Origin of the sequence: Nocardia sp. NPDC058176, assembly GCF_042883805.1 — a bacterium.
Lineage (GTDB): Bacteria > Actinomycetota > Actinomycetes > Mycobacteriales > Mycobacteriaceae > Nocardia.
The window spans coordinates 54319-73272 of sequence record NZ_JBHVVA010000014.1 but is presented as its reverse complement, the minus strand read 5'-3'; the positions used below and the strand labels follow the sequence as shown (position 1 = coordinate 73272).

General features: G+C 68.2%; 20 protein-coding genes. 9 read left to right on the top strand and 11 right to left on the bottom strand.

Annotation, left to right across the window (positions count from 1 at the left end):
• Positions 1-163 precede the first annotated feature (163 nt).
• Positions 164-1450, bottom strand: coding sequence for a thymidine phosphorylase (locus ACFVVM_RS34235; protein ID WP_387626842.1), 1287 nt, complete (start codon positions 1448-1450; stop codon positions 164-166).
• A gap of 27 nt (positions 1451-1477) precedes the next feature.
• The gene (locus ACFVVM_RS34230; RefSeq protein ID WP_387626840.1) at positions 1478-1879 is read right to left on the bottom strand and encodes a cytidine deaminase; all 402 of its coding nucleotides are present in this window, start codon (positions 1877-1879) and stop codon (positions 1478-1480) included.
• 291 nt (positions 1880-2170) lie between these two features.
• Between ACFVVM_RS34230 and sdhC the strand changes: the two genes are divergently transcribed.
• Genes sdhC through ACFVVM_RS34210 form a run of 4 tightly spaced genes read left to right on the top strand, consistent with a single transcriptional unit; the run spans position 2171 to position 5568 of the window.
• Positions 2171-2575 (top strand): succinate dehydrogenase, cytochrome b556 subunit, encoded by a 405-nt coding sequence (gene sdhC, locus ACFVVM_RS34225; RefSeq protein WP_071926560.1) that lies wholly within the window; start codon positions 2171-2173, stop codon positions 2573-2575.
• 2 nt (positions 2576-2577) lie between these two features.
• A complete protein-coding gene (locus ACFVVM_RS34220; protein WP_387626837.1) occupies positions 2578-3012 on the top strand; it encodes a succinate dehydrogenase hydrophobic membrane anchor subunit in 435 nt (144 codons plus the stop codon).
• A gap of 16 nt (positions 3013-3028) precedes the next feature.
• Positions 3029-4798 carry a succinate dehydrogenase flavoprotein subunit gene (gene sdhA / locus ACFVVM_RS34215; RefSeq protein ID WP_387626835.1) on the top strand — a complete coding sequence of 590 codons (1770 nt, stop codon included), beginning with the start codon at positions 3029-3031 and terminating at the stop codon, positions 4796-4798.
• A complete protein-coding gene (locus ACFVVM_RS34210) occupies positions 4798-5568 on the top strand; it encodes a succinate dehydrogenase iron-sulfur subunit (protein WP_387626832.1) in 771 nt (256 codons plus the stop codon). The genes sdhA and ACFVVM_RS34210 overlap by 1 nt, the downstream gene beginning before the upstream one ends.
• Positions 5569-5627: 59 nt before the next feature.
• Here the strand turns inward: ACFVVM_RS34210 and ACFVVM_RS34205 are convergent, their stop codons facing one another.
• The 3 genes from ACFVVM_RS34205 to ACFVVM_RS34195 form a co-directional block, all read right to left on the bottom strand.
• Positions 5628-6233: a dihydrofolate reductase family protein gene (locus tag ACFVVM_RS34205; protein ID WP_387626830.1), complete on the bottom strand. Its 606-nt coding sequence runs from the start codon at positions 6231-6233 to the stop codon at positions 5628-5630.
• 150 nt (positions 6234-6383) lie between these two features.
• Positions 6384-7328 (bottom strand): sphingomyelin phosphodiesterase, encoded by a 945-nt coding sequence (gene sph / locus ACFVVM_RS34200; RefSeq protein WP_387626828.1) that lies wholly within the window; start codon positions 7326-7328, stop codon positions 6384-6386.
• A 119-nt stretch (positions 7329-7447) separates the two neighbouring features.
• Positions 7448-8392, bottom strand: a complete 945-nt coding sequence (locus ACFVVM_RS34195; RefSeq protein WP_387626825.1) for a fructosamine kinase family protein — start codon at positions 8390-8392, stop codon at positions 7448-7450.
• 183 nt (positions 8393-8575) lie between these two features.
• Between ACFVVM_RS34195 and ACFVVM_RS34190 the strand changes: the two genes are divergently transcribed.
• Positions 8576-9805: a cytochrome P450 gene (locus ACFVVM_RS34190; RefSeq protein WP_387626823.1), complete on the top strand. Its 1230-nt coding sequence runs from the start codon at positions 8576-8578 to the stop codon at positions 9803-9805.
• A 25-nt stretch (positions 9806-9830) separates the two neighbouring features.
• Positions 9831-10574 (top strand): TetR/AcrR family transcriptional regulator, encoded by a 744-nt coding sequence (locus tag ACFVVM_RS34185; RefSeq protein ID WP_387626820.1) that lies wholly within the window; start codon positions 9831-9833, stop codon positions 10572-10574.
• A gap of 9 nt (positions 10575-10583) precedes the next feature.
• Here ACFVVM_RS34185 and ACFVVM_RS34180 read toward each other — a convergent pair whose 3' ends face one another.
• From ACFVVM_RS34180 to ACFVVM_RS34170, 3 genes are all read right to left on the bottom strand, one after another.
• Entirely contained in the window at positions 10584-11264 is a 681-nt protein-coding gene (locus tag ACFVVM_RS34180) for a hypothetical protein (RefSeq protein ID WP_387626817.1), read from the bottom strand.
• 42 nt (positions 11265-11306) lie between these two features.
• Complete coding sequence (locus ACFVVM_RS34175) at positions 11307-11975, bottom strand: RadC family protein (RefSeq protein WP_387626814.1); 669 nt, start codon at positions 11973-11975, stop codon at positions 11307-11309.
• 114 nt (positions 11976-12089) lie between these two features.
• The gene (locus tag ACFVVM_RS34170) at positions 12090-12407 is read right to left on the bottom strand and encodes a type II toxin-antitoxin system VapB family antitoxin (protein WP_387626811.1); all 318 of its coding nucleotides are present in this window, start codon (positions 12405-12407) and stop codon (positions 12090-12092) included.
• Between the two features lie 257 nt (positions 12408-12664).
• Here ACFVVM_RS34170 and ACFVVM_RS34165 point away from each other — a divergent pair, with 257 nt between their 5' ends.
• On the top strand, positions 12665-13561 hold the full coding sequence (locus tag ACFVVM_RS34165) for a phenylalanine 4-monooxygenase (protein ID WP_387626808.1): 897 nt from the start codon (positions 12665-12667) through the stop codon (positions 13559-13561).
• Positions 13562-13716: 155 nt separating this feature from the next.
• Positions 13717-14394, top strand: coding sequence for an ester cyclase (locus ACFVVM_RS34160; RefSeq protein ID WP_387626805.1), 678 nt, complete (start codon positions 13717-13719; stop codon positions 14392-14394).
• Between the two features lie 3 nt (positions 14395-14397).
• On the opposite strand, the gene ACFVVM_RS34155 is transcribed toward ACFVVM_RS34160, so the two are convergent.
• Both ACFVVM_RS34155 and ACFVVM_RS34150 read right to left on the bottom strand, forming a co-directional pair.
• Positions 14398-14985, bottom strand: a complete 588-nt coding sequence (locus ACFVVM_RS34155; RefSeq protein ID WP_387626802.1) for a TetR family transcriptional regulator — start codon at positions 14983-14985, stop codon at positions 14398-14400.
• Positions 14975-16477: an MFS transporter gene (locus ACFVVM_RS34150; RefSeq protein ID WP_387626799.1), complete on the bottom strand. Its 1503-nt coding sequence runs from the start codon at positions 16475-16477 to the stop codon at positions 14975-14977. Before ACFVVM_RS34150 ends, ACFVVM_RS34155 begins: the two co-directional genes overlap by 11 nt.
• 118 nt (positions 16478-16595) lie before the next feature.
• Here ACFVVM_RS34150 and ACFVVM_RS34145 point away from each other — a divergent pair, with 118 nt between their 5' ends.
• A complete protein-coding gene (locus ACFVVM_RS34145; RefSeq protein WP_387626796.1) occupies positions 16596-17897 on the top strand; it encodes a D-alanyl-D-alanine carboxypeptidase family protein in 1302 nt (433 codons plus the stop codon).
• Position 17898: 1 nt separating this feature from the next.
• On the opposite strand, the gene yhjD is transcribed toward ACFVVM_RS34145, so the two are convergent.
• Positions 17899-18918, bottom strand: coding sequence for an inner membrane protein YhjD (gene yhjD / locus ACFVVM_RS34140; protein WP_387626793.1), 1020 nt, complete (start codon positions 18916-18918; stop codon positions 17899-17901).
• Positions 18919-18954: the final 36 nt, after the last annotated feature.

Genomic DNA, 18954 nt, shown 5'->3' with positions numbered 1-18954 from the left:
CGGCGGGGGGGCTTCGGCTACTTTGCAGCCCGCGGGGGTCCCACCCCGGCGGCCCCTCGGGGCCGCGACTCGAGCGCGCCAGCGCTCCAACAAACACAGCCCGTATACCTCCCCGTGTCAGTAAAACCCCGAGTCCGCCACCTACCGCACCGACCGAACGCCTCTACCCGATCCGCCCGAGCACCAGCTCACCCGGCTTACCCGCAGGCGCCGACTCGATCACCACAGCGGCATCGAGTGCCGCAGCCGCACCCACGAACGCATCCGGCGTATCGGTGTGCAACGTCAACAACGCCTGCCCCGCCACCACCGAATCCCCCGGCTTGGCATGCATCTCGATCCCAGCCCCCGCCTGCACCTTCTCCCCCTGCCGAGCCCGACCCGCACCGAGCCGCCAAGCAGCGACACCGACACCCATCGCATCCAGCCGAGTCAGCACACCACTGGACTCGGCCCGCACGACCTCGGTGTGCCGCGCCACCGGCAGCGGCGCATCCGGGTCCCCACCCTGGGCCTGGATCATCGAACGCCAGTGATCCATGGCCCGTCCATCGGCGAGCACATCAGCGGGGTCGATGTGCAGCCCGGCCTGAGCAACCATCTCCCGAGCGAGAGTCAACGTCAGCTCGACAACATCCGCCGGTCCCCCACCCGCCAGCACCTCGACCGACTCCGCCACCTCGAGCGCATTCCCCGCAGTCCGCCCGAGCGGCGTATCCATCGCAGTGAGCAGCGCAACCGTCCGCACCCCGGCGTCGCGACCGAGTTCGACCATCGCGGTCGCGAGTTCCCGGGCACCGTCGAGCGTCTTCAGAAACGCACCGGACCCCACCTTCACATCCAGCACCAGCGCCGCAGTCCCCTCGGCGATCTTCTTGCTCATGATCGAGCTCGCGATCAACGGAATGGACTCCACCGTGCCGGTCACATCGCGCAGCGCGTAGAGCCGCTTGTCGGCGGGCGCCAGATCGGCCCCTGCCGCGCACACCACCGCCCCGATCGCCGGGTCGGACAGGATCTCGCGCATCCGAGGCACGGTGACATCGGCCTGCCACCCGGGAATCGACTCGAGTTTGTCCAGCGTGCCACCGGTATGCCCGAGCCCGCGCCCGGACAACTGCGGCACGGCCGCACCGCAGGCCGCCACCAGCGGAGCCAGCGGCAGGGTGATCTTGTCGCCCACCCCGCCGGTCGAATGCTTGTCGACGGTGGGCCGGGGCAGATCGGTGAAGTCCATCCGGCTCCCGGAGGCGATCATCGCCGCGGTCCACCGGGCGGTCTCGCGCCGGGTCATCCCCCGCCACACGATCGCCATGGCCAGCGCCGCCATCTGCTCGTCGGCCACGATCCCCCGGGTGAATCCGTCCACCACCCAGTCGATCTGCCCGTCCGACAGCTCCCCGCCGTCCCGCTTACCCGTGATGATCGATACCGCGTCCAGTGCCGTCATGCGGCCAAGTCTGGCACCGCGACGCGACTACTGCCGCCCGGCCGCCAGATCATCGGGCCCGAAGGCGTACGGGAGCAGCTCGCTGAGCGGCTTCGGACCCTCCGGATGGTCGACGAGCAGCTCGCGCCCGCCGTGTTCGAACAGCAGCTGACGACAACGCCCGCAGGGCATCAGGATTTCCCCCCGAGAATCGGTCACGGAGACCGCAATGAGACGCCCGCCACCCGAGGTGAATAAGTTACCGACGAGTACACATTCGGCACACAGAGTTACGCCGAGTGAGACATTCTCCACATTGCACCCGCTCACAATTCGCCCATCCGCACTGAGAGCCGCAGCGCCGACCGGAAACCGCGAGTACGGCGCGTAGGCGAGCCCCATAGCGTGAATTGCCTTGTCATGCAAGGTATTCCAGTCGATCTCGGACATGGCGAACCTCCACCCATTGATGCCGAATACGCCTCGGAGAAGACCTGCGCACCAGTATCCGACATCGAGAAAGGTAAACCTAACTCGCCAAGTTTGCACGCAACGCGCGGCACGCCGAATTAGTTCCGCGAAACAGAGAGGATTAGAGTTCACCGCAGATCGGTTCAGGTTCCCGGCGGCGGGCAGCGCTCAGCGCAACACAGCGCAGCCACCTGGGCAATTGCCTCTCCACGCACGCTGGCGTCGGGTCTGTGACCGGGTCCATCAACGACGTTGGAGGCACCGCACTCTATGACCACGATAGAAGCTCCGGCTCCGGCCCAGCCGAAGCGGAAGACGCTGTACCGCGGCGACCCGGGCATGTGGTCCTGGGCGCTGCACCGGATCACCGGTGTCACGATCTTCTTCTTCCTCTTCGTGCACGTGCTGGACACGGCATTGGTTCGGGTCAACCCGAACACCTATGACGAGGCCATCGAGCTGTACAAGACCCCACTGGTCGCGCTCATGGAGATGGGCCTGGTCGTCTGCGTGCTCTTCCACGCCCTCAACGGCGTCCGCGTGATCCTGGTCGACTTCTGGTCGCAGGGTCCGCGCTACCAGAAGCAGATGCTCTGGGTCGTGCTGACCATCTGGGTCCTGGTCTCCGCCGCAGGCGTCGGCCGCCAGTTCTTCTACCTGCTGACGGAGCACTGATCATGAGCGCACCCATCATCGGAAAGTCCTACGACCGCCCGGCCAGCCTGGACCTGCCCCGCTCGCCGCGCGCTCGGTCGAACAACAACTTCGAGAAGTACGCCTGGCTGTTCATGCGCTTCTCCGGCCTGCTGCTGATCGTGCTGGTGCTCGGCCACATGTTCATCATGCTGATGATCGACGGCGGCGTGAAGCGCCTGAACTTCGCGTTCGTGGCCGGCCGCTGGGCCAGCCCGTTCTGGCAGATCTGGGACCTGACGATGCTGTGGCTGGCTCAGCTGCACGGCGGCAACGGCCTGCGCACCGTCATCGATGACTACTCCCGCAACGACTCCACGCGGTTCTGGCTCAAGACCATCCTGGTCGTCTCGATGATCCTGGTCATGGGCGTTGGCACGTACGTCATCTTCACCTTCGACCCCAACATCACAGGTTAGGAACAGGCCACCTCGCATGAGTGAATCCCGTCCGATTCAGGAGCATCGCTACGACGTGGTCATCGTCGGCGCCGGTGGCGCCGGTATGCGCGCGGCGATCGAGGCCGGTCCGCGCACGCGCACCGCGGTCCTGACCAAGCTGTACCCGACCCGCAGCCACACCGGCGCGGCCCAGGGCGGCATGTGCGCCGCGCTGGCCAACGTCGAAGAAGACAACTGGGAATGGCACACCTTCGACACCGTCAAGGGTGGTGACTACCTGGTCGACCAGGACGCCGCGGAGATCATGGCCAAGGAGGCCATCGACGCGGTGATGGACCTGGAGAAGATGGGTCTGCCGTTCAACCGCACGCCCGAGGGCAAGATCGACCAGCGCCGCTTCGGTGGCCACACCCGCGATCACGGCAAGGCGCCGGTGCGTCGCGCGTGTTATGCCGCCGACCGCACCGGTCACATGATCCTGCAGACGCTCTACCAGAACTGCGTCAAGCACGACGTCGAGTTCTACAACGAGTTCTACGTGCTCGACCTGGTGATGACCGATTCCGACCGTGGCCCCGTCGCCACCGGCGTCGTCGCCTACGAGCTGTCCACCGGTGAGATCCACGTCTTCCACGCGAAGTCGATCGTGTTCGCCACCGGCGGCTCGGGCCGCATGTACAAGACCACCTCGAACGCGCACACGCTGACCGGTGACGGCATGGCGATCGTGTTCCGCAAGGGCCTGCCGCTCGAGGACATGGAGTTCCACCAGTTCCACCCGACAGGCCTCGCGGGCCTTGGCATCCTCATCTCCGAGGCGGTCCGTGGTGAGGGTGGCATCCTGCGCAACGCCTCCGGTGAGCGCTTCATGGAGCGCTATGCCCCCACCATCAAGGACCTCGCCCCGCGCGACATCGTCGCCCGCTCGATGGTGCTCGAGGTGCTCGAAGGCCGTGGCGCCGGGCCGAACAAGGACTACGTCTACATCGACGTGACCCACCTCGGCGAGGACGTGCTCGAGGAGAAGCTGCCCGACATCACCGAGTTCGCGCGCACCTACCTGGGCGTGGACCCGGTCAAGGAGCTCGTGCCGGTCATGCCGACCTGCCACTACGTGATGGGCGGTATCCCCACCCGCATCCGTGGCGAGGTGCTGCGCAACAACACCGACGTGGTCCCCGGCCTCTACGCCGCCGGTGAGTGCGCGTGCGTGTCGGTGCACGGCGCCAACCGTCTGGGCACCAACTCGCTGCTCGACATCAACGTGTTCGGCCGTCGCGCCGGTATCGCGGCCGCCGAGTACGCGCTGCGCACCGAGTTCGTCGAGATGCCGGAGGATCCGGCGCAGATGGTGCAGGACTGGCTGACGCTGATCCTGTCCGATCACGGCGACGAGCGGGTGGCCGACATCCGCACCGAGCTGCAGTACACGATGGACATGAACGCCGCCGTGTTCCGCACCGAGGACACCCTCAAGCAGGCCCTCACCGACATCCACGTGCTCAAGGAGCGCTACACCCGGATCACGGTGCAGGACAAGGGCAAGCGCTACAACAGCGACCTGCTCGAGGCCGTCGAGCTGGGCTTCCTGCTCGAGCTGGCCGAGGTCACCGTCGTCGGCGCGCTCAACCGGAAGGAATCGCGCGGCGGTCACGCTCGCGACGACTACCCGGATCGCGACGACGTGAACTTCATGCGGCACACGATGGCTTACAAGGTCGGTTCGGAACTCATCTCCGATATCCGTCTCGACTTCAAGCCGGTGGTGCAGACCCGCTACGAGCCGATGGAGCGTAAGTACTGATGACTGCTGTAGCCGAACCCATCACCCAGAAGCCCGCGCCCGTCCCCGAGGGCTCGGTCATGGTCACCGTGAAGGTGGCCCGGTTCAGCACCGAGAACGACAAGGGCGCGTACTGGGATTCGTTCCAGGTGCCGGTCCTGCCGACCGACCGCTTCCTCAACGTGCTGATCTACATCAAGTCCTACCTGGACGGCACCCTCACCTTCCGGCGCTCCTGCGCCCACGGTGTGTGCGGTTCGGACGCGATGCGGATCAACGGTGTGAACCGGCTGGCCTGCAAGGTGCTGATGAAGGACCTGCTGCCCAAGGGCGACAAGACCCTCAGCATGACCGTCGAGCCGATCCGCGGCCTGCCGGTGGAGAAGGATCTCATCGTCGACATGGAGCCGTTCTTCGACGCGTTCCGTGCCGTGAAGCCGTACCTGATGACCTCGGGCAACGAGCCGACCCGCGAGCGCATCCAGTCCCAGGCCGACCGCGCCCGCTTCGACGACACCACCAAGTGCATCCTGTGCGCCTGCTGCACCACCTCCTGCCCCGTGTACTGGAGCGACGGCAGCTACTTCGGCCCGGCCGCGATCGTGAACGCGCACCGCTTCATCTTCGACAGCCGCGACGAGGGCGCCCGCGAGCGTCTCGACATCCTCAACGATGTCGAGGGTGTGTGGCGCTGCCGCACCACCTTCAACTGCACCGACGCGTGCCCCCGTGGCATCGAGGTCACCAAGGCCATCCAGGAAGTCAAGCGGGCCCTGCTCTTCACCCGCTGACCCTCTCGGTCCACACAAAGGCCGCCTTCATCATTCGATGAAGGCGGCCTTTGTCGTGACTATTCCTGCACGAGATGGGCTTTCGCGTCGTCATAGGACCCGCCCGGTGCGGCCTCGTCGCGGGTGTAGACCACGTGCAGCACGCCCGTGCCGAAGGTCTCCGACGACAGCAGACGCAGCGGAATCGTCGTTCCCTCCGCGAACAGTCGCTGTCCTTTGCCGACCACGATCGGGTGCACCAGCAGATGCAGTTCGTCGAGCAGGCCCTCGGCCAGCAGTTGACGCACCACCGACACCGAACCGCTGATGGCGACATCCCCGCCCGGCTCGTTGCGCAGCGCGGCCGCGGCCTCGGTCAGCTCACCGTCGAGCCGCTCGGAGTTGCGCCACGGGAAGTCCCGGTCCTGGTGGGTCACCACGAGCTTTCGCGCGTCACCCAGCTTCTTCGCGAAGACGGCGTCGGGTCCGCCCTCGGCTTCCCGGTCCGGCCACGCGTCGGCGAAGCCGTCGTAGGTGACGCGGCCGAGCAGCAGGGTGTCCGCGCTGCCGAGCTGGGCGTCGACCGCGGCGCCCATGGCGTCGTCGAAGTAGGGGAAGTGCCAGTCCTGCGGGTCGGCGATCACGCCATCGAGGGACATGAACAGGCCGGCGGTGATCTTCCTCATCGGGGTTTCTCCTCTGCGAGTGGTTCGTGGGTTCGAGTGATAGGACGGGGCCGGGCCCGCGAACTCATCGCAGTGCCCCGACCGCGTCCCTCGACCGGCACCCATGGCCCGATCCCGCGCTGATCGGCCGCCGGTCCGACAGCCGTGAACTCAGCCCGCGTACCCGAAGACCGGGTAGTGATCGCTGTAGTCGGTGTAGGTGTAGGTCTTGCCGCCCGAGGTGACGCTCCAGGACGGGCTCTTCACGCGCCGCGTCTCGTTGACGTAGCCCGCGGGGACCTGGTGGCTCGCGATGGGCAGGACATAGTCGAGATGCTCCGAAACGTACTCGGGGCCGTACTGGTCGAGGCACACGGAATTGTCGCGGCAGTCCCACGAGTGCGGGTGGCCGGTGTGCCGCGGGTCGACCGCGCCGAGTTCACTCAGCATGGCCGGGTATTCGGCGCTGGCCTCGATCACGTTCATGTCGCCTGCGACGTAGACCGGCTCGGCGGTGGGGATCCGCTCCGCGGCGAGGAACGCGGCGATCTGGGCCCGCTGCTTCGCCCGCACCGCACCCGGCTGGCCGGAGCTGCACCCGTCGTCCTCGGACTGCATGTGCGTGCCGATCACGTGCACCGGACCGTTCGGCGAAGCCAGCTTCACGTAGGCGAAGCCCTTGTTGGAGAACCAGTCCGCGCCACACGCGTCCTTGTAGACGAACTGCACCTTCCGGCTGATCGGCCACTTGCTGGCGATGGCGACGCCACCGTCCTCGGGTGTGAACGAGGAGTAGGAGCCCTGGGTCGCGTCCCAGCCGGACCGGGACCGGCCGACCACCGGCGTCTGGTTCGGATGGGTCGAGCGCAGATTGTTCAGCAGCCGGTCACCACCCTCGTTGTGGAAGAGCTCCTGCAACACCACCACGTCCTGGTCGGCGAGCAGGTTCTGCTGGGTGATCAGATCCGCGCGCTGCTCCTGTCCCCAGTTCGGGTAGAGCGCCTCGGGCAGCATGAAGACGTTGTAGGACGCGATCTTCGGCGCCACGACGGGCGCCGCCCCGGCAGGCGCGACCGGAAGCACCGCGGCCGCACCACACAGGAGGGAAAGTGCCATTCGTTTGAACATGAGGCATCTTGGTCATGCGTCCACCTCGCTGGCGACAGCTTGGCGCCCTCTACATCAAACTGTTACATAGAACGTAAAGGTGTAACTCACGGTGCCACCGCTGTCAGCTATCGATAGCGCGCGGCCGCGTCGAGGACGGTGGTGCGGTAGGCGCGGCCGAACAGGATGGCATGGACCAGCAGCAGGGTGAGGTTGTGCAGGGGGATGCGGGTCTTCCAGTCGGGGTCGAGTGGGTGGATCTCGTTGTAGGCGGCGATGATTCGGTCGAAGTGGGGTGCGCCGCCGAACAGTGTCATGGTGGCGAGATCGGTTTCGCGATGGCCTCCGTGGGCGGCTGGGTCGATCAGCCAGGGCGTGTCGGCTCGCCCCCAGACGATGTTGCCGGGCCAGAGGTCGCCGTGGATGCGGGCCGGGGGTTCGGCCGGGGCCTCGATGTGGATGGATTCGACGACGGCGGCGTCGGCTGGGTCGAGAGCACCCGCGTCCACCGCGAGCCGCAGGTACGGCAGGATACGACGCTCGAGATACCAGCCCGGCCAGTCATCACCGGGCGCGTTGTCCATGGGCAGACCAGCCAGGAACCCCACCACTGGCGCACCCGAAGACTCGGCCGGCCTCGGCGGCGTTTCCCCGCCCGGCAGGATGGAAGCGCCGAAGCAGGGTGCGCCAGCACGGTGCGTCTCGGCGAGCCGGCGGCCGAAGCGTTCGGCGGCGGTTCGGGTGGGTTCGGCGTGGTCGATCCATTCCAGCAGCAGGAGGTCCTCGGTGGCCGCGTACACCTCCGGCACCGCGACGCCGTTCGCCTCGCGCAGCCAGCGCAGTCCCGCCGCTTCGGTCGCGAACAGACCGGCGGGCGCGGCGGCGGCCCGCGCTGTCGGGGCCGCCGAAATCCCGCCCGGCCAGGTCTTGAGGAACAGCTGGGTGCCGTCGTCGAGCCCGATCCGCTCGGCCACGCTGATCGAGCCGCCGCCGACCGGCGTCGTACGCAGGCGCTGATGGGTCAGGAAGGTGGGGAGCAGGTGCGGGTGCGCACGCAGGAACGGCAGGTCCACCCGGCCATCTTGCCCGCCAGCCCTGGCGACCGACGGAGAACAGGCCGCATCAGCCCCGACCGACTCAATTCTTAACAGGTATTACTAAACGCTGTTCACAAGAGGGCTCACCGTGGTTCCATGGTTTCGGAACGTGTTCTACATCACCGGCCAGGGCCGCGTGACGGACCGGAGGAGACACCCGTGATCAGCCCGAACATCCCGGCAGGATTCGATTTCACCGATCCCGATCTGCTGGCCGCCCGCTTGCCCGTCGAAGAGTTCGCCGAACTGCGCCGCACCGCGCCGGTGTGGTGGTGCGCCCAGCCGGATCGCGCCAGCGGATTCGACGACGGCGGCTACTGGGTGGTCTCGAAGCTGGCCGACATCAAGGAGATCTCGAAGAACCCCGAGGACTTCTCCTCGCACGAGAACACCGCGATCATCCGGTTCAACGAGGAGACCACCCGCGAGCAGATCGACATGCTCGGCAACATGCTCATGCTGAATCTGGATCCGCCGCAGCACACCAAGATCCGGCGCATCGTGTCGAAGGGGTTCACTCCGCGCGCGGTGGAGAATCTGCGGGCCGCGCTCACCGAGCGGGCCGAGCGGATCGTGTTCGAGGCCAAGCGGGAAGGTCGCGGGGATTTCGTCGAGCAGGTGGCCGTCGAACTGCCGTTGCAGGCGATCGCCGAACTGCTCGGGGTGCCGCAAGAAGACCGCAGGAAGATCTTCGACTGGACCAATCAGATGATCTCCTACGACGATCCGGAGTTCGAGGGCAATCACCACACCGCCACCGCCGAGGTGATGGGCTACGCCTGGAACATGGCCGAGCAGCGGCGCGGCTGTCCGGCGGCCGACATCGTCACCCAGCTGGTCAACGCCGACATCGACGGCGAGCACCTGGGCTCCGACGAGTTCGCCTTCTTCGTCATCCTGCTCGCGGTGGCGGGCAACGAGACCACCCGCAACTCGATCACCCACGGCATGAAGGCCTTCGTGGACAACCCGGAGCAGTGGGAGCTCTACAAAGAGCAGCGCCCGCGCACCGCACCGGACGAGATCGTGCGCTGGGCGACCCCGGTGACCGCGTTCCAGCGCACCGCCACCCGCGACCTCGAACTCGGCGGCCAGCAGGTCAAGAAGGGCCAGCGCGTCGGATTGTTCTACAGCTCGGCCAATTTCGACGAGACCGCCTTCACCGACCCGTTCCGCTTCGACGTGCTGCGCAACCCGAATCCGCACGTCGGCTTCGGCGGCACCGGCACCCACTACTGCGTCGGCGCCAACCTGGCCCGCCTCGAGATCGACCTGATGTTCAACGCCATCGCCGACGCGATGCCGAACCTGCGCCAGGTCGCCGACCCGGTCCGGCTGCGCACCGGATGGCTGAACGGCATCAAACGCTGGGAAGTCGAATACGCTTGAGCCCGCGGCGAATCAGGAGGGCTGGGTGACGGAGCCACAGCGGGCACGGGGGCGGGCGCCGGTGGTGTCCGACGCCGATATCCGGCGCGTCGCGCGGACACTGCTGGCCGCGCACGGCCCCGACGCGGTGACCCTGCGCGCCATCGCCCGCGAACTCGGCGTCACCGCCCCCGCCCTCTACCGCCACTACGCCTCCCACGACGACCTGCTGGAACGGCTGCGCGTCGAGTTCTGCGCCGACCTGGCCACCCACCTCGCGGCCGAACTCGACGAACTCCCCGACGACGGCGCGGTCCAGTTCCTCGCCATCTGCCGGGGCTTCCGGCGCTGGGCGCTGGCCAACCCCCGCGAGTTCACCCTGGTCTTCGCCTCCCCCACCGCCGCCCGACGCCCGGTGATCGGCCGCTTCGACGAGCCCTTCGGCCGGATCTTCCTCGCCGCCGCGGGCCGCCTGCTCGCCGGTTTCGACATCGCCACCCCACCCGGCGACACCATCCCCGCCGCCCTGCGCGCCGACCTCATCGCCTTCCAGACCGAACTGCTCGCCATGCTCTCGGACTCCGGCCAGAAGTTCCCCGCCGAAAAACTAGACCTGAGCGTCACTTACCTCATGGTCCAAACCTGGGCCCGCCTCTTCGGCCACGTCACCCTGGAAGTCTTCGGCAACTACCCCATCCCCCTGGCCGACCCCGAAATCATGTTCGACGCCATGCTCGCCGACCTCGCCCGCACCGCGGGCTTCGACCACCGCCCCGACGCGCGTGAGTAATGCCCGAGCTCAGTACCAGGGGCCGGGTGACGGCGGTGCGGTGTGGGCGTTCCGGTGGCGGCTGCGGACCCTGATGTCGTCGATCATCCAGTACGCGAACAGCAGTCCGGTGCCGGTCAGCAGCACACCGAAGGCGAGGCCGACGGCACTCAGCATGCGGTCACTGCCCTGCAACTCCGCGAAGGTCTTGCTGGAGGGCAGGCCGTACTTTTCCGTCGTCGGGCACGCGGCCGCCGCCTCCAGCACCGCACCTTGGCAGGTCGGCAGCACGCTCGAAATCAGCGCATGGAAACCACCGGCGAGGGCGAGCGACCCGAGTGCCACCGCGATCACCGCGAGCCCGACATCGGTCAGCGTCGGCCGATCGGGGATCTCGGCGGTGGGGTCCTCGGCCATGACCCGTCGCACGGTGCGTGCCGTGGCTGCCATGGCGACCACACTGCCGACGGCGACCAACGCGCCGACAGCCAGCAGCATCCGCGCCTGCGCGGCTACCTGGTCGCGCTGCGCGGCCGACAAGGGAAAGCTGTCGCTCGCGCAAACGCCAGGCCCGAAGACCCGGTGACAGGACAGGTTGGGGTCGGTGAGCAGCGCCGCCGCGTAGCCGGTGAGAGCGAGGCCGACGACCAGGAGTCCGGTACCCATCAGGCACAGCAGGAACGCGCCGAACCCCCGTCTGGCCGAAATCACGATCTGTTCCCCCTTTCCGATCGCGACTGTATCGTGCTCCGGCTAGGTGAGCGGTGGGGCGGTGGACCAGGTTTCGCCGGCGATGACGATGTGGTCGAGGTAGCGGAGGCCGACGGTGTGGGCGGCGTGGTGGAGCAGGGTGCTGGCTCGGCGGTCGTCGGGGCTGGGGTCGGGGTCGCCGGAGGGGTGGTTGTGGACGACGGCGAAGGCTCGGCCGTCGTGGCGCAGGACGGTGTTGAGGATTTCGCGGACGGGGACGGCGACGTGGTCGATCGCGCCTTCGGCGACGAACGCGCGGTGGCGCAGGCGGTTCTGGGTGTCGCAGATCAGTACGAGCAGGCGTTCGACCCGCGCACCGGCGAACAGGGGCAGCGCGACGCGGGCGATGTCGGCGGGCGCGGTGAGGCGCGGTACCGATTCGGTGGTGCGGGAGCGGGTGCCCAGGTGGAAGGCCGCGATCACGGTGGCGGCCTTCGCCGGTCCGATCCCTGCCCTGCGGGCCAGCTCCTCCGGGCGGGCGGCGGCCAGTTCGGCGAGGCCGCCGTACTCACCGAGCAGCGCGGCGGCCAGTTCCAGCGCGGACTGCCCGCGCGTGCCCTGCCCGAGCAGCAGCGCGAGCAGTTCGGCATCGGCCAGTGCGTGCGGGCCGAGCATGAGCAGGCGCTCACGCGGACGCTGCGTCAGTGGCAGATTCGCGATCGGTACCGACATCGTTCCCCCTGCGGATCGGTGCGAACGTCGATCATCGCAGCGGGCACCGACAGCTTCGCCGCGGCGGCGGTGCACGGGGTCCCGGCGAACCCCTCGCCGCCGGGACCCACCGGCCTAGCGCTCGGCCACCGCGTCCGGGACGAGCGAATCGGAGTCGGCAACGCTGCGGCGACGGACAGAGGCACAGCCGCCATCAACAGGCCGATCCGGAGTGCAGACCGAACCCGGATCAGCGGCGCCGTCTTCGCGCGCGGACTGGTCGCGACTGAAGACCGAATCGGCCATCAACCGCTCGAGGTTACGTAGCTGACGTTCGTGCACCACGATGCGGCGAAGCGCCTCGTTGACGGTGGCGTTGCTGTCGGCGGTGCCCATGATGTCGGCAGCAGCGGCCAGCAGGTGCTGATCGAGATCTATCCGCAGGGTTCGCAAACGTCCTCCTTCATACGGACGCAATCTTGCGTCATGGGCGTTGCGCGCGTCCGCCGATTCACCGCGTCGTTACCGAACCCAGCCGTTCGCAAGTCCGCACAGTGGCCGGGCCCGCGATGTCGGCGAATGGCTGGCAAGCGCGGGGAAATCGCTGGTGACCGTCGGAATCATGGGCTTGCCCGCACCCGAACTGTGCAGTTTGCGCAGTTGTGCGCGTCGTTGTTGTCGCGACGATCCAGCGGTGCTTGCCTTGAGTCATGTTCACCGAGGCACAGCTGTATTCGCCGGTGACGCGCGAGCGTGACGGCGACGTCACCGTTCACCTGAGCGAGGACCATCCCGGCGTGCACGACGAGAACTACCGCGCCCGCCGCAACGCCATCGCCGCGCTCGCGCTCGACCACGCACCCGGTGCGGCGGCCCCGCGCATCGACTACTCCGACGACGAAGAACGGGTGTGGCGGATCGCCTCGGCCGAACTGGCGCGCAAGCACGAGATCTACGCCTGCCGCGAGGTCCGCGAGGCGGCGGCCATGCTCACCCTGCCGCGTGATCACATCCCGCAACTCGACGAGGTGTCGGCGCTGCTGGCCCCGCTCACCGGCTTCAGCTACGTTCCGGCCGCCGGCCTGGTCCCGCTGCGCGAGTTCTTCGGTTCCTTCGCCGCGCGCACCTTCCATTCGACCCAGTACATCCGCCACCACTCCGCCCCGCTCTACACTCCCGAGCCGGACGCGATCCACGAGATCATCGGCCACGCCAACCAGATCGCGAGCCCCCGCTTCGCCGCGCTCTACGAAACGGTCGGCGCCGCGGTGACCCGGTTGACCACCGACACCGCGCTGAAATTCCTGGCCGACGTGTTCTGGTTCTCGCTCGAATTCGGCGTCGTCCGCGAGGACGGCGAGATCCGTTGCTACGGCGCCGGATTGCTCTCCTCCTACGGCGAGATCGACGAGTTCCGCCACGCCCGGCTACGCCCGCTCGACGTGGCGGCGATGGGCACGATCACCTACGACATCACCCACTACCAGCCCGTGCTGTTCTGCGCGGATTCGGTGGATCAGCTCGTGGACGTGCTCGGCGAATTCTTCGCGACCATGGACGACGAGACCCCGGCCAGGTTTGCCCGCGACACCGATCAGGTTCGGTAGCGGCATCGTAAACCCTTGTTACAGAACACAGTTCAGCACTCTGAACATTCTCACTTACTGAGATCCGACACGCGCGAAGCCACGGACGGCTGTTACTTTCGACCGGTTCTACGAGCTTTACGAAGGGGTCGGGTAGACCGAAAATGACTGTGGACGTGACGGATACGCAAGCGGAGAACTCGGAGCCGGAAGCCCCGCTGTGGTTGCAGGGCAGGGAGGCCGTGATCGCCGCGGCGGCGCCGACGGAATGGCGTGGCAACGTTCCCGACTACGAACTGAGCCACGAGGTGATCCCGCGCGAGCGCAGCGTCGAGCACGCGCCCGGGTCGCTGGAGGCCATCGTCGAGGATCTGGTGAAGGTCTTCGAGATGGAGGTCTCGCACAAGGGGGATCCGGCCACCTGGCTGTCGGTGGTGGCCGAGCGGTACCGGGGCCGGGTCAACGGCGGGGTGTGGCAGGACGCCGAGGAGTTCGCCCGGATCGGCAGCTACAACATCCTGATCGGTGACAATCCGTACTACGAGTCGGCGAACGAGACCTTCGAGTCCTCGCACCACATCTTCCACACCGCCTTCCCCGGCGGCTTCTTCTGGGAGGTACTCGAGGTGCTCTCCGGCCCGCCGACCGTGAGCATGCGCTGGCGGCACTGGGGCAGGTACGAGGGCGAATACAAGGGCCACCAGCCCACCGGCGAGCAGATCGAGATGTACGGCGTGACCATCGCCCGCGTCAGCGAGGATCTGCGGATCGTCGAGCTCGAGCACTTCTACGACAACAACCAGCTGCTCGGCCCGCTGGCGCACGGCTGCCCGGTGCAGCACGCGGCGAAGTAGTGCTCAGGGCGGGCCGTCGTCGAACGGCAGGCCCGCCCGCAACAGCTCCAGCGCGTGGCCGACATTGTCGGCGTTGACCGGGGTGGTCGTGGCGATCGCCAGCATCGCCCCGACCATCGCGCCCGCGGCGACCCGCACGTCGAAGTCGTCGGCGGGGCGGCCGGTGTACTCGGCGAGCAGGGCGGCGGCCAGTTCGATGCTGCGCTGGAACTCCAGGCCGACGGCCGTGCGCAGCTCCGGTACGTGATGGAGCAGGGCGCGCCGTTCCTGGTCGAAGGCCCGGTCGGCGGGCGTCATCGCCGTGAAGACGGCTTCGGTGGCGTTGCGGATGGCCGTGAGGGGGTGCTGGCCGCGGGGCTGCGCGGCCAGCGCCGCCACCATCAGCGCGTCCTGGTCGTCGGCGATGACCAGCTGTTCCTTGGTCGGGAAGTAGCGGAAGAAGGTGCTCGGCGAGACCTCGGCGGCCGCGGCGATCTGCTCCACCGTGGTCTCGGTGTAGCCCTGCTGCTGGAACAGCCGGAACGCCTCGAGCCGGATGGTCCGGCGGGTTCGCTCCTTCTTCCGCTCACGTAGCGACATCTCAACCGGCATGTACCGATTCTGCCGCATCCTCGGCCGTCGCCGGTGCGCCCGGGCGCAACGCGACCGCCACGACCACGGCGGCGAGCAGGCACAGCACCGCGCACACCCCGAGCATGGTGTCCATCCCGACGACGAAGGCGTGCTGCACCCGCGCCAGCAGCGCCGGATCCTCCGCGGTGACCGCGACGCCCGCGTTGACCCCGTCCGAGATCGGCGCCCGATTCAGGTCACCGAGATCGGCCCGGTAGCCGGTGGCGAGCACCGTCCCGAGCACCGCGACGCCGATGGTGCCACCCGCCTGCCGAAGTGCTTGCAGCAGTGCCGAACCCGAGCCGGAGCGCGCGGCGGTGAGCTCGCCCATGGCCAGGCCCATCGCGGTCGGCATGACCAGGCCCATCCCGGCGCCGAGCACCGTGGTCCACAGGGCCGTGAGTCCGTAGCCGCTCTCGACCCGGGTGAACGCGCCGAGCCCGATACCCGCGGTGAGCACGAGGAATCCGCCGGTGAGCACCACCCGCGCGCCGAGGCGAGGCAGCAGGATGTCGACCAGCCTGCTGCCGATCACCAACCCGCCGATCATCGGTAGCAGCCGCAACCCGCTGCCCAGCGCGTCCACGCCGAGCACCGCCTGGAAGTACTGCGGGACGGTGAAGAACATACCGAACATGGCGAAGCTGACCAGGATGGACAGCACTGTCCCCCAACGGAATCCGGACGCGGCGAACAAGCCGAGGTCGATCAGCGGATGCGCGGTGCGGCGCTGCCACCACAGGAACACCGCGAGCAGCGCCAGCCCGAGGCCGACCACCAGCCAGGCGAGGAGATCGTCCCAGCCGTGGTCGCCGATCCGGATGAAGCCGTAGGTCAGCCCGAGCATGCCGAGCGCGGACAGCAGTGCGCCGAGACCATCGATGCGAAAGCTCTTGTCGCCGTGCGATTCCGGCACCAGGGTGGCGACCGCGAGCGCGCCGACGATCACCAGCGGCAGATTGATCAGGAACACCGACCCCCACCAGTAGTGCTGCAGCAACCAGCCGCCGACGATCGGGCCGAGCGGCAGGCCGATGGCGGTCGAGGTGACCCAGATCGTCAGCGCGCGTTGCCGCTGCGCGGGCTCGGTGAACAGCACCGGAAGGACCGCCATCGATAACGGCATCATCGCGGCGGCGGCGATCCCGAGCACCACGCGCGCCGCGATCAGCTGATTCGCCGATCCGGCGAAGGCGCAGGCCAGCGAGGCCGCGCCGAACAGCACCAGTGCGGCGAGCAGTACCTTCTTGCGCCCGTATCGGTCGCCGAGCGCGCCCGCGGGCAGCATCAGCGCGGCCAGCGCGAGGGTGTAGGCGCTGCTGAACCATTGCAGCGCGGCGGTATTCGCGTTCAGGTCGACCGCGAGGGTCGGTAGCGCGACGACGAGCACGGTGACGTCGAGCCCGATGGTGAGCATGGCCATGGCCAACGCGCCGAGCGCCAGCCAGCGGCGGGTGTCGTCCGTCCGCATATCTCCTCCAAAGTGAGAGTTACTACTTTTTGATAGTAACTCTCATTTAGTAGAGAGTGTCAATACCTGGCGACTGCCGTGGCGACGGGCGCGCGAGGGCTCGCTACTCTCAGAGGCGATGAAGATCCGCGATCTCGGCGTGCGCGCCGCCTGTTTCCTCGGCGCCACCCTCGCCGTCGCCGCCCTCACCGGCGCTCCCGCCACCGCCGTCCCCACCACGGACACCGACAGCGGATCGAGCACGACGACCACGCCGCCGTTCACCACCCCGAACACCGACGACTGCGCGCAGCGCACCCAACCGCCGCCCCCGATCGACACCTCGGAGGTGCCGCTACCGGGCGAGCCGACCCCGACCGCGCTGCCGGTTCCGTCACCGCCCATCGGCGGGCAGCGCCTCGGCGAATGCGGTGTGGTGCTGCCCGAGGGCGCACCCCCGCTGCCCGCCGACATCTCCGCCACCGCGTGGATGGTCTCCGACCTCGACACCGGCCGCGTCCTGGCCGCCAAGGACCCGCACGGGCGCTACCGGCCCGCCAGCACCATCAAGGTCGCCCTCGCCATCGTCGCGCTGCGCAGCCTCGACCTGGACGAGGTGATCATCGGTACCCAGGCCGACGCCGACGTCGACGGCACCAGGGTCGGCATCGGCCCCGGCGGGCAGTACACCAACCGCCAGCTCCTGGAAGCGCTGATCATGGCCTCGGGCAACGACGCCGCGCACGCCATCGCCACCCAGCTCGGCGGCGACAAGGCGGCCGTGGCCAAGATGAACGAGGTGGCGAAGACGTTGCGCGCCATGGACACTCGCGCCGCCACCCCGTCCGGCCTCGACGGCCCCGGCATGAGCACCTCGGCCTACGACCTGTCGGTGCTGTTCCGCGAGGCGCTCGACATCCCGCTGTTCGCCGAGCTCATCCACACCCAGCAGGTCGACTTCCCCGGCTACCCGGCCGATCCGAAGATCCCCGACGACAAGGATCGCCCCGGCTACCCCATCGCCAACGACAATCAGCTGCTCTACAACTACGCGGGCGCGATCGGCGGCAAGACCGGGTTCACCGACGACGCCCGCCAGACCTTCGTCGCCGCCGCCGAGCGTGACGGGCACCGCCTGGTCGTCACCCTGCTCAAGGCCGATGTGCGCCCGATCCGGCCGTGGGAGCAGGCCGCCCGGCTGCTCGACTACGGTTTCGCCCTCGACACCGACGCCAGGATCGGCAAGCTGCCCGAAACCGGCAGTGCGGCAGTGCAACCCAGCGTGCCGCTGGCCTCACCGCCGCCGCGCGCCGACGGCACCCAGGCCGCGACCGAGCAGCAGCCGCACAACGGCGCGCGGGTGGCCACGCTGATCGGCGCGCCGGTACTCGTCGTGGTGTTGCTGCTGCTGGGCAGGCGGATCGCGCGGCGCGGGCGGTGAGTCAGCGGCGCTTGCCGACCAGCATCAGCGCCAGCGCCGCGACCGCGCCCGCCCCGAAGTAGGCGGCGCCCGCCCCGGTCGACATGCCGTGCTCGACCACGCGCGGCTGGATGATCACCGGATTCGGCGGCGCGATCTCGACCCGTTCGTTGTCGGACGAGGTCGCCGCCCACGCCGTGGCGAACAGCAGGATCCGGTAGGTGATGTAGGTGAACACCAGCAGGCCGATGATCGAACCGAAGGCCGCACCGGCCGGGCTCGACAGCACCGTCTGCAGGTAGAACGCGGCGATGAACTTGAAGATCTCGAAGGCGACCGCCGCCAGCGCCGCCGCCCGCGCCGCGCTGCGCAGCGAGACCGGCTCGCGGGGCAAGCGCGCGATCATCCAGGCGAACACCGCCCACGAGGCGAGCAGCCCGAGCACGATCGAGACCAGCGACAGCACCACCGAGGCGCCGGGCAGTTCATCGGCGCCGATCAGCTCGAGCAGCCGCTTGCTGATGCCGCTGGTCGCCACCGCCGACAGTCCGAGCGAGACAACGAAGGCAACGCCGAGGCCGAGCAGCGCCCCCAGATCCGACAGCTTGCTGCGCCACCACGGCTTCTCCGGACTCTGGCTCTCCCACTGCTCGGTGAGCGCGGCCCGCAGGTTCGCCATCCAGCCGAGACCGGTCCACAGGCCGACCAGCAGACCGATCAGGCCGACCGTGCCACGCGAGTCGATGGCCTGGTCGATCAGGGTGTTGATCTGCTCGCCGAAGGAACTGGGAATGTTCTCCTGGACCTTCTCCTGCAGCTCGGTGAGCAGCTGCGGCTGGCCGGCCAGGACGAAACCGGCCACCGAGAAGGCCACCATCAGCAGCGGAAACAGCGACAGCACAGTGAAATAGGTGGCACCCGCGGCGAAGAAATCGCCGCGCTGGCGCTGGAACCGCCCGCCCGCCCTGACCAGATGATCCAGCCAGGGCCTGCGCCCGATCTGCCTCTCGACAGCGGCGGAGATGTTGTCGACGACCTGCATGACACGCGCCCCTTCAGCTGAAAGCCACAGGCGCGC

Excerpts from the sequence above, each read along its gene's own strand:
- ACFVVM_RS34235 (WP_387626842.1), bottom strand. The coding sequence starts at position 1,450 with ATGACGGCACTGGACGCGGTATCGATCATCACGGGTAAGCGGGACGGC.
- ACFVVM_RS34175 (WP_387626814.1), bottom strand. The coding sequence starts at position 11,975 with ATGTCGGTACCGATCGCGAATCTGCCACTGACGCAGCGTCCGCGTGAG.
- ACFVVM_RS34155 (WP_387626802.1), bottom strand. The coding sequence starts at position 14,985 with ATGCCGGTTGAGATGTCGCTACGTGAGCGGAAGAAGGAGCGAACCCGC.
- ACFVVM_RS34165 (WP_387626808.1), top strand. The coding sequence starts at position 12,665 with ATGTTCACCGAGGCACAGCTGTATTCGCCGGTGACGCGCGAGCGTGAC.
- yhjD (WP_387626793.1), bottom strand. The coding sequence starts at position 18,918 with ATGCAGGTCGTCGACAACATCTCCGCCGCTGTCGAGAGGCAGATCGGG.
- ACFVVM_RS34205 (WP_387626830.1), bottom strand. The coding sequence starts at position 6,233 with ATGAGGAAGATCACCGCCGGCCTGTTCATGTCCCTCGATGGCGTGATC.
- ACFVVM_RS34230 (WP_387626840.1), bottom strand. The coding sequence starts at position 1,879 with ATGTCCGAGATCGACTGGAATACCTTGCATGACAAGGCAATTCACGCT.
- ACFVVM_RS34145 (WP_387626796.1), top strand. The coding sequence starts at position 16,596 with ATGAAGATCCGCGATCTCGGCGTGCGCGCCGCCTGTTTCCTCGGCGCC.
- sdhA (WP_387626835.1), top strand. The coding sequence starts at position 3,029 with ATGAGTGAATCCCGTCCGATTCAGGAGCATCGCTACGACGTGGTCATC.
- sph (WP_387626828.1), bottom strand. The coding sequence starts at position 7,328 with ATGGCACTTTCCCTCCTGTGTGGTGCGGCCGCGGTGCTTCCGGTCGCG.
- ACFVVM_RS34150 (WP_387626799.1), bottom strand. The coding sequence starts at position 16,477 with ATGCGGACGGACGACACCCGCCGCTGGCTGGCGCTCGGCGCGTTGGCC.
- ACFVVM_RS34210 (WP_387626832.1), top strand. The coding sequence starts at position 4,798 with ATGACTGCTGTAGCCGAACCCATCACCCAGAAGCCCGCGCCCGTCCCC.
- ACFVVM_RS34220 (WP_387626837.1), top strand. The coding sequence starts at position 2,578 with ATGAGCGCACCCATCATCGGAAAGTCCTACGACCGCCCGGCCAGCCTG.
- sdhC (WP_071926560.1), top strand. The coding sequence starts at position 2,171 with ATGACCACGATAGAAGCTCCGGCTCCGGCCCAGCCGAAGCGGAAGACG.